7 protein-coding genes are annotated in these 7,820 nt (G+C 71.5%); 1 reads left to right on the forward strand and 6 read right to left on the reverse strand.

Annotation, left to right across the window (positions count from 1 at the left end; translation table 11 throughout):
- Positions 1 to 91: 91 nt before the first annotated feature.
- The 6 genes from ACZ6JE_RS14830 to ACZ6JE_RS14855 form a co-directional block, all read right to left on the reverse strand.
- Positions 92 to 1,264, reverse strand: a complete 1,173-nt coding sequence (locus ACZ6JE_RS14830; RefSeq protein ID WP_464319433.1) for a Gfo/Idh/MocA family protein — start codon at positions 1,262 to 1,264, stop codon at positions 92 to 94.
- A complete protein-coding gene (locus tag ACZ6JE_RS14835; RefSeq protein WP_320479229.1) occupies positions 1,261 to 2,481 on the reverse strand; it encodes a Gfo/Idh/MocA family protein in 1,221 nt (406 codons plus the stop codon). Before ACZ6JE_RS14835 ends, ACZ6JE_RS14830 begins: the two co-directional genes overlap by 4 nt.
- Entirely contained in the window at positions 2,478 to 3,266 is a 789-nt protein-coding gene (locus ACZ6JE_RS14840) for a ThuA domain-containing protein (RefSeq protein ID WP_320479230.1), read from the reverse strand. The genes ACZ6JE_RS14835 and ACZ6JE_RS14840 overlap by 4 nt, the downstream gene beginning before the upstream one ends.
- Positions 3,267 to 3,298: 32 nt before the next feature.
- Complete coding sequence (locus ACZ6JE_RS14845; RefSeq protein WP_371740777.1) at positions 3,299 to 4,051, reverse strand: carbohydrate ABC transporter permease; 753 nt, start codon at positions 4,049 to 4,051, stop codon at positions 3,299 to 3,301.
- 130 nt (positions 4,052 to 4,181) lie between these two features.
- A complete protein-coding gene (locus ACZ6JE_RS14850) occupies positions 4,182 to 5,183 on the reverse strand; it encodes a carbohydrate ABC transporter permease (RefSeq protein ID WP_320477598.1) in 1,002 nt (333 codons plus the stop codon).
- Position 5,184: 1 nt separating this feature from the next.
- Entirely contained in the window at positions 5,185 to 6,417 is a 1,233-nt protein-coding gene (locus ACZ6JE_RS14855; protein ID WP_464319434.1) for a sugar ABC transporter substrate-binding protein, read from the reverse strand.
- 214 nt (positions 6,418 to 6,631) lie between these two features.
- On the opposite strand from ACZ6JE_RS14855, the gene ACZ6JE_RS14860 reads away from it, so the two are divergent.
- Positions 6,632 to 7,720: a LacI family DNA-binding transcriptional regulator gene (locus tag ACZ6JE_RS14860; RefSeq protein WP_464319435.1), complete on the forward strand. Its 1,089-nt coding sequence runs from the start codon at positions 6,632 to 6,634 to the stop codon at positions 7,718 to 7,720.
- Positions 7,721 to 7,820 lie beyond the last annotated feature (100 nt).

Below are 7,820 nucleotides of genomic sequence, written 5' to 3' on the forward strand. Positions count from 1 at the left end.
CGCGAAGATGAACCGCGATACAACGCGGTTCATCTTCGCGAACGCGGTTCATGGCGCATCCGCCCCGAGAACGCAGGAGGCGCGGGTCGGGTCAGACGGGCAGCCAGACGGAGTCCGCGGCGTCCGACGCCTCGACCGCGGCCAGCACGCGCTGCACCTGCAGGCCGTCGGCGAACGACGGGGCCGGCTGCGCGCCGGCGGCCAGCGCCACCACGAGATCGCGCAGCTGGTGCGTGAACGCGTGCTCCCACCCGAGCCCGTGCCCGGCCGGCCACCACGCGTCCACGTACGGGTGCTGCGGCTCGGTCACGAGCACGCGGCGGAACCCCGACTCGGGCCCGTCGACCTCGAGCACCTCGAGCTCGTTCGGACGCTCGAGGTCGAACGCCACGGCGCCCCGCGAGCCCGAGACCTCGAGTCGGAAGGCGTTCTTGCGACCCGTCGCGAACCGGGAGGCCTCGATCGAGGCGATCGCGCCTCCTTCGAGTCGGGCCGTGAACCAGGCGGCGTCGTCGACCGTCACCCGACCGCGCTCCGACCCCGCGACCCCGCCGAGACCCGAGGTGACGACGGTCTCGTCGACCAGCGGCCGCTCCGTCACGAAGGTGTGCAGGGTGCCCGACACGTCGGTGAGACGCCGACCGGTCACGAACTGCGCCGCGTCGACCGCGTGGGCCCCGATGTCGCCGAGGGCGCCCGAGCCCGCGACCGCCTTGTCGAGCCGCCAGGTCATCGGGTCGCGCTCGTCGATCAGCCAGTCCTGCAGGTACTGCGCCCGCACCTGACGCACCTCGCCGATGCGCCCCGCCGCCACGATGTCGCGCGCCAGGGTCACGGCCGGCACCCGCCGGTACGAGAACCCGACCATCGCGAACACCCCGCGCTCTGCGGCGGCGGCCGCGGCCGCCGCCATGCGCTCGGCCTCGGCGACCGTGTTGGCCAGCGGCTTCTCGCAGAGCACGTGCTTGCCCGCTTCGAGCGCAGCCACCGCGATGTCGACGTGCGTCGAGCCGGGCGAGCAGATGTCGATCACGTCGATGTCGGGGTCGTCGACCGCGTCGCGCCAGTCGGACGCCGTCGACTCCCACCCCCACCGCTCCGCCGCCGCGCGGGTGGCCGCGACGTCGCGACCGACCAGGGTCGCCATCACGGGCGCCAGCGGCAGGTCGAAGAAGGCGGGCGCGACACGAAGGGCCTGCGAATGCGCCGCACCCATGAACCCGTGACCCACGAGGGCGAAGCGGAGGGCGCCCTGCCCGGTCACCGCGCCTCCTGCCGTTCCCGCTCCGGAGCCGAGGAGGCGCGGGTCGCGTCGACCCCGCCCGCCCCGCCCTGCAGGGCCGCGCGCACCGACGCCCACGACTCGAGACGCGCCTTCACCTCGGGGTCGCGCTCGACCGAGACCGCCTCGCGGTGCGCCTGCTCGAGCACGTCGTCGACCAGCACGCGCTCGCCCGTGCGCGTCGACCGGATCGCCGCCTCGACCATCACAAGGCTCATCACGTTGCCGTGCACCTCGCCGTCGGGGCGCTCGCCGGTGCGGAGGGCCCGGGCGAACGCCGCGAGCGAGCCCGCGATCTCGACGCCCACGGTCGGTCGCGCCTCGGGGGCCCCGGGGGCGCCGTCGATCTCGCTGACCGGCTCGTCGTCGCCCGACCAGAGCGCCGTGCCGCCCGAGCCCGAGACGCGCCAGGCGCCGTTCCACGAGGTCTCGACGCCGGGGCTGCACCACGAGCCGTCGTAGCTGTAGCGGACACCGCCCTCGAAGCCGATCACGGCGCTCGCCGCCGCGTCTCCGCGGTACCACGACCACGAGGGGTTCCACGAGTCGCACCACACCGACACGGGGTCGCGACCGATCAGGTAGCGCGCCGAGTCGAACGCGTGGATCGCCATGTCGAGCAGCAGCACGTCATCCATCTGCTCGCGGAACCCGCCGAAGTGCGGCGCCTTCGCGAACGACGTCGACACCATGCCCACGTCGCCGAGCAGCTCGGCGTGCGCCTTGAGCGCCACCAGCTGGTCGTTGTAGCGGCGCGACTGCGACACCATGAACAGCTCGCCCGTCACCTCGGCGGCCGCCGTCAGCGACAGCGCCTCGGCGACGCTCTGCGCGGCCGGCTTCTCGCCGAGCACCGGCAGACCGAGGCGGAGCGCCTGCATCGTCACCGGGTGGTGCGCCACCGGCACGGTCACGTCGAGCACGGCGTCGGGCGAGACCCGGGCCACGAGGGCGGCGAGGTCGCGGTCGACCGGCAGATCGGGCAGACCGGCGTGCTGCGCCCCGGCGCGGGCGGCGTCGAGATCGAGGTCGACGATGCCGACCAGCTCGACGTCGGGGGAGTCGGCGACGGTGCGGAGCCAGGCCCGCCCCATCTCGCCGGCGCCGACCTGCACGACCCGCAGCGGGCCTCCTCGGCGGTCGACGCGGCGGAAGCCGCCGGGTGCGGTGGTCTCGTCCACGGGGATCGGGGCGCTCATGCGTCGGCCGGCTCCTCGATCGGGCCCGAGTAGTCCTTGCCGTCGAAGTACTCGCCGAGGTCGTAGCGGAGCAGCGTCGGAGTGGCGCGCTCGCGCTCGGGGCGGGCCCACTCGGCGGCGTTCGAGATGACGCGGCGGACGTCGGGGTGGAAGTACACCGGGAAGTCCTGGTCGCCGGGCGAGAAGAAGAAGATCTTCCCGAAGCCGCGGCGGTAGGTCATGCCGCTGCGGAACACCTCGCCGCCGGTGAAGCCCGAGATGAAGATCAGCTCGTCGGGCGTCGGCACGTCGAAGTACTCGCCGTACATCTCCTGTTCGGGGATCACGATCGGGTTCGGCACGCCGCGGGTGATCGGGTGCTGCGGGTTGACCGTCCAGACGAGCTCCTGGTCGTGCTCGCTGCGCCAGCGCAGCGTGCAGGTCGTGCCCATCAGCTTCGTGAAGATCTTCGACCAGTGGCCGGAGTGCAGCACGATCAGCCCCATGCCGGCGAGCACGTGGCGGTGCACCCGCTCGACGATCTCGTCGTCGACGTCGCCGTGCGCCGCGTGACCCCACCAGGTGAGCACGTCGGTGTCGGCCAGCAGCTCTTCGGTGAGGCCGTGCTCGGGCTGGTCCATCGTCGCGATGCGGACGACGGCGTCGGGCAGGTTCTCGCCGACGCCGGCGGCGATCGCCCCGTGCATCCCGTCGGGGTAGCGGTCGGCGACGTGCTGCTCGACCTTCTCGTGGACGTTCTCGCCCCAGACGGTGACCCGCAGGGGTGCGGTGGTGTTCGTGGTCATGGTGTTCCCTCTCTCTCGGGTGTGCGCCGTCGTCACTTGACGGCCCCGCCGGTGGCACCGGCGGCGATGAACTTCTGCGCGGCGAGCAGCAGCACGATGGCGGGCAGCGACGCGAGCACGGCGGCGGCCATCACGGTCGACCAGTCGGCCGTGTAGGTGCCGATGTACTGGTAGATGCCGAGCGTGATCGGCCGGATGTCGGTGGTCGTCGTCAGCGTCAGCGCCATCAGGAAGTCGCTCCAGGTGAACAGGAACGTGAAGAGACCCGCGGTGATCATCGCGTTGCGGCTGATCGGCAGCACGATGCTGCGGAACGCCCTGAAGTCGCCGGCCCCGTCGACCTTCGCCGCCTCGATGACCGACGGCGGGATGTTCAGCATGAACGCCCGCATGATCAGGATCGCGAACGGCACCCCCGCCGTCGAGTCGGCCAGGATCAGCCCCGGGATCGTGTTCAGCAGCCCGACGTCGTTGTACGCGGCGTAGAGCGCGTTCGCGACGACGATGCCCGGGATCATCTGCGAGATCAGGATCGCGAACAGCACCGCGTTGACCCCTCTGACCTTGAACTGCGCCAGAGCGTAGGAGGCGGGGGTCGCGATCGCGAGGCTGAGCACGACGCTGCCGAGTGCGATCACGAGGCTCGTGACCAGGTTGCCGCCCTGGTCGGCCAGCGCCTGGGCGTACCCGCCGAACTGCGCCTCGAACGGGAACCAGGAGGCCTCGATGGCCGACCCGGCGGGCTGCAGCGAGATGTTGACCATCCAGTAGACGGGGAACAGCATCCCGGCGAGCAGCAGCACGCCGATCGCGCTGAGCAGGTACTTCTTCGGCCCCTCGGGGCGCGAGAGCGGTCGGCGGCGTGCGGCACCGCGACGATCGACGGCCCCGGTGCTCGGGACTCGCAGGGCTGTCTCACTCATCGACGGCCTTCCGGTTGAGTCGCAGGTACACGACGGCGAACACGGCCGAGATGACGATCAGCACGTTGCTGAGCGCCGCCCCCGACCCGAAGTCGAACTGCTGGAACGAGAGGCTGTACGACTGCGTCGCGATGGTCTGCGTCGCGTTCGCCGGCCCGCCGTTCGTCAGCCCGAGGATGATGTCGAGCACCTTGATCGTGTAGACGACCCCGAGCACGAGCACCACGCTGACCACCGGTCGCAGCAGCGGCCAGGTGACGTGACGGAAGCCCTTGAAGCCGGTGGCGCCGTCGAGCGACGCCGCCTCGTAGAGCTCGGTGGGGATGTCCTGCAGACCGCCGTAGAGGATGGTCGTGTTGAACGGGATGCCGATCCAGATGTTGACGAGCACCACGGTCAGCAGGGCCACGCTCGGGCTGGTCAGCCACGGCACGGCCGGGATGCCGAACGTGCCGAGGAACTGGTTCAGCACGCCCGAGTCCTGGTCGAGGATCCACTTCCAGATCGCGCTCGAGACGATCAGCGGCAGCAGCCAGGGCAGCAGCAGGAGCGACCGCAGCACGCCGTTCAGCGGGAAGGCCCGGCGGAAGAACAGGGCGAACAGCAGCCCGATGACGAACTGGCCGACGATCGAGCCGATCGTGAAGAGCGCCGTGTTGAGCAGGGCCGTGCCGAACAGCTGCGAGCCGAGCACCTGGGCGTAGTTGGCGAAGCCGACCCAGGGCGCCTCGCCCGTGTAGAACGTGGTGGTCGTGTACGCCTGGAAGCTCATGATCAGGTTCTTGACCACGGGGTAGCCGAAGAACAGGACGATGAACAGCGCGGCCGGCAGCACGAACAGCAGCTGCGAGACGCGCTCCCAGCGGCGGGCCGTGCTGCGGCGGGTCGTGCGGCGGCCCGAGGGGCCGGGATCGCCGCGGCCGGGCCGCCGACGCGAGACCGGGGTCTCGTCGCCGGCGACCGGGCGGGTGCCGATCGAGGAGGCGGTGGTCATGTCACTCGCTCGGCTGCGCGTCGTCGAGTGCCTCGGCGGGTGAGGCCTGGCCGGTCAGCGCGGCCTGCACGGCGGTGTAGATGGCCGTGGCGGCGGCGGGCCAGTCGGCACCGAGCTCCGCCGTGCGCGACCGGGCGCCCGCGACCAGGGTGACGAACGCCTCCTGCTCGGGCTGCTGCTCGGCGTAGGTGTCCGCGACGCTCGTCTTCGAGGGGATCGTGTTGCGCTGCTCGGCCATGGCGAGCTGGTTCTCGTCGGAGTTCATGCACTCGACGACCTTCGCGGCGACGGCCTGACGGGCCTCGTCGCCGGTCTGCGGCACCGTCCACACCTCGCCGCCGAGCGGGGCGACCGCGGTGTCGGAGGCGTCTTTGACCGGGATCGTCGTCACGCCGTACTCGACGGCGGTCTGGGCGTTCAGGGCGGGCAGCTGCCACGGGCCGTTCACCATCATCGCCGTCTTGCCGGCCATGAACTGGTCGTTCACGTCGGCCTGGGTCCAGTTGACGACGCTCTTCGACATGGAGCCGTCGGCGACGAGGTCCGTCCAGAGCTGCAGCGCCTCGGCGGTCTCGGGCGTCGCGATGTCCTTCTCGTCGCCACCGTTCGACCACATGAAGGGCAGGAACTGCCAGGTGCCCTCGTAGGTCGCGTTGGCGTCGACGGCCATGCCGTACCGGTCGCCCGAGGTGAGGGTCGCGGCGGCGGTCTCGAGCTCGTCCCACGTGGTGGGCGGCTCGACCCCGGCGTCGGCCAGGGCCTGCTTGTTGTAGAACAGCGCGATCGTGTTGACGGTCGGCGCGAGGCCGTAGAGCTCGCCGTCGTAGGTGCCCGACTGCACGACGCCCTCGGCGTAGCCGTCGGCGTCGAGCCCGAACTGCGACAGCGGGGTGAGCGCGCCCGTCTCGGCGATCTGCGCGAGGTCGGGGTTGTCGAGCATCAGCACGTCGGGCAGGGTGCGCGACGACGCCTGCTGCAGCACCCGCTGGATGAGCGACCCGCCGGGCACCATGGTGCGCTCGATCTCGACGCCGTTCTCGGTGCCGCACTGGTCGAGGAACGTCGTGATGACCTTCTCGTCGTTCTCGCCGTAGTAGTCGACCACGGTGATCTTGTCGACCGAGCCTCCGGAGGACGCGCCTCCGCCTCCGGTGCACCCGGCGAGGACGAGGGGGACGACGGCGACGAGGGCCGTCGCGGTGAGGGTTCTGGTGCGGATCGATGCGGGCTTCATTGCTCAGCTCTCTCTCGGTGACTGGTGGGCGGCCGGCGACGTCGGCCACGCGGGGGTCGACCCGAGAGGCGGAGTGCGACGTCGCTGCTCCGTTGCAGGGAAGCTAGCAGTTAACCGCTTTACATGTAAAGCGGTTAACACGGATCCGTCCGATGTCTGCGCTGCGGGTCCGCCGCACTAGCCTGGTGTCGAGCGAAGGAGAGTCGTGGCGACCATGCGAGAGGTGGCCGCACGGGCGGGGGTGTCGATCGCCACGGTGTCGTTCGTGGTGAACGGGTCGCGCAGCGTGTCGGCGGGGGTGCACCGGCGGGTGACCGACGCCATGGGCGAGCTCGGCTACACGAACAACGTCGTCGCCCGCGCCCTGGCCAGCAAGCGGACGCGCATCATCGCCCTGCTGTTCCCGGCGCTCGAGCAGCGACTCGGCGGCATCGCCCTCCACATGTTCATGAGCGCCGCCACGCGCGCCTCCGAGCTCGGCTACCACCTCGTGCTCTGGCCCACCGGGCAGACGGACGACGACGTGCGCGAGCTCGTGTCGGGGCGGCTGTTCGACGGGGTGCTCGTGATGGAGGTGCAGCTGCACGACTCGCGCGTCGAGGCGCTGCTCGAGCTCGATCTGCCGTTCGTGTCGATGGGGCGCACGTCGCAGAACGACCGGGTGCCCTACGTCGACATGGACTTCGAGGAGGCGGTGGAACAGGCCCTCGATCATCTCCAGTCGCTGGGGCACCGCAGCATCGGCCTCGTGGTCGAGGACTTCGCGGGGACCCCGATCGTCGGGTACGGACCCACCGCCCGCACGGAGGACGCCTTCCGAGCATCGACGGCCCGCCGCGGACTCCGCTCGGCCGTCGTCACGAGCGGGCAGTCGGCGGTCGGCGGGCGGCAGGCCGCCCACGATCTCGTCGAGGCGCTGCCGGACGTCACCGGGGTGCTGATGCTCAAGGACGACGCGACCGGCGGGCTGCAGAGCGGCCTCGCGGCGACCGGTCGCGAGGTGCCGCGCGACGTCTCGGTGGTGCTGCTGGCGTCGTCACGGGCGGCCGGTGCCGCGACGGAGCCCACGATGACGACGCTCGACGCGCCGGGAGCCGAGATGGCGCGGCTGGCGGTCGAGGCGCTCGTCGCGCGGCTCGACGCCGGTGCCGGTGCCGGTGCCGGTGTCGGTGTCGGTGCTGCTGCCGGTGCAGCTGCCGGTTCTGGTGCCGGTGCTGCTGCCGAGCTGACGCAGGTGCTGCTGCCGTGCGTGCTGCACGTCGCGGGCTCGAGTGCGCCCGCCCCCGCGCCCCGCGCCTCCTAGGCTCCCGCGCCCGCCCTGCCCGGCCCCGCCTCCGCCACGCCCCGCCCGCCCCCGCCTCGCCCTCGCGTCCACCCGCGCGAAGAACCGCGTTCGCGAAGAT

The sequence above is a fragment of the Frigoribacterium sp. AC759 genome (genome assembly GCF_979256015.1).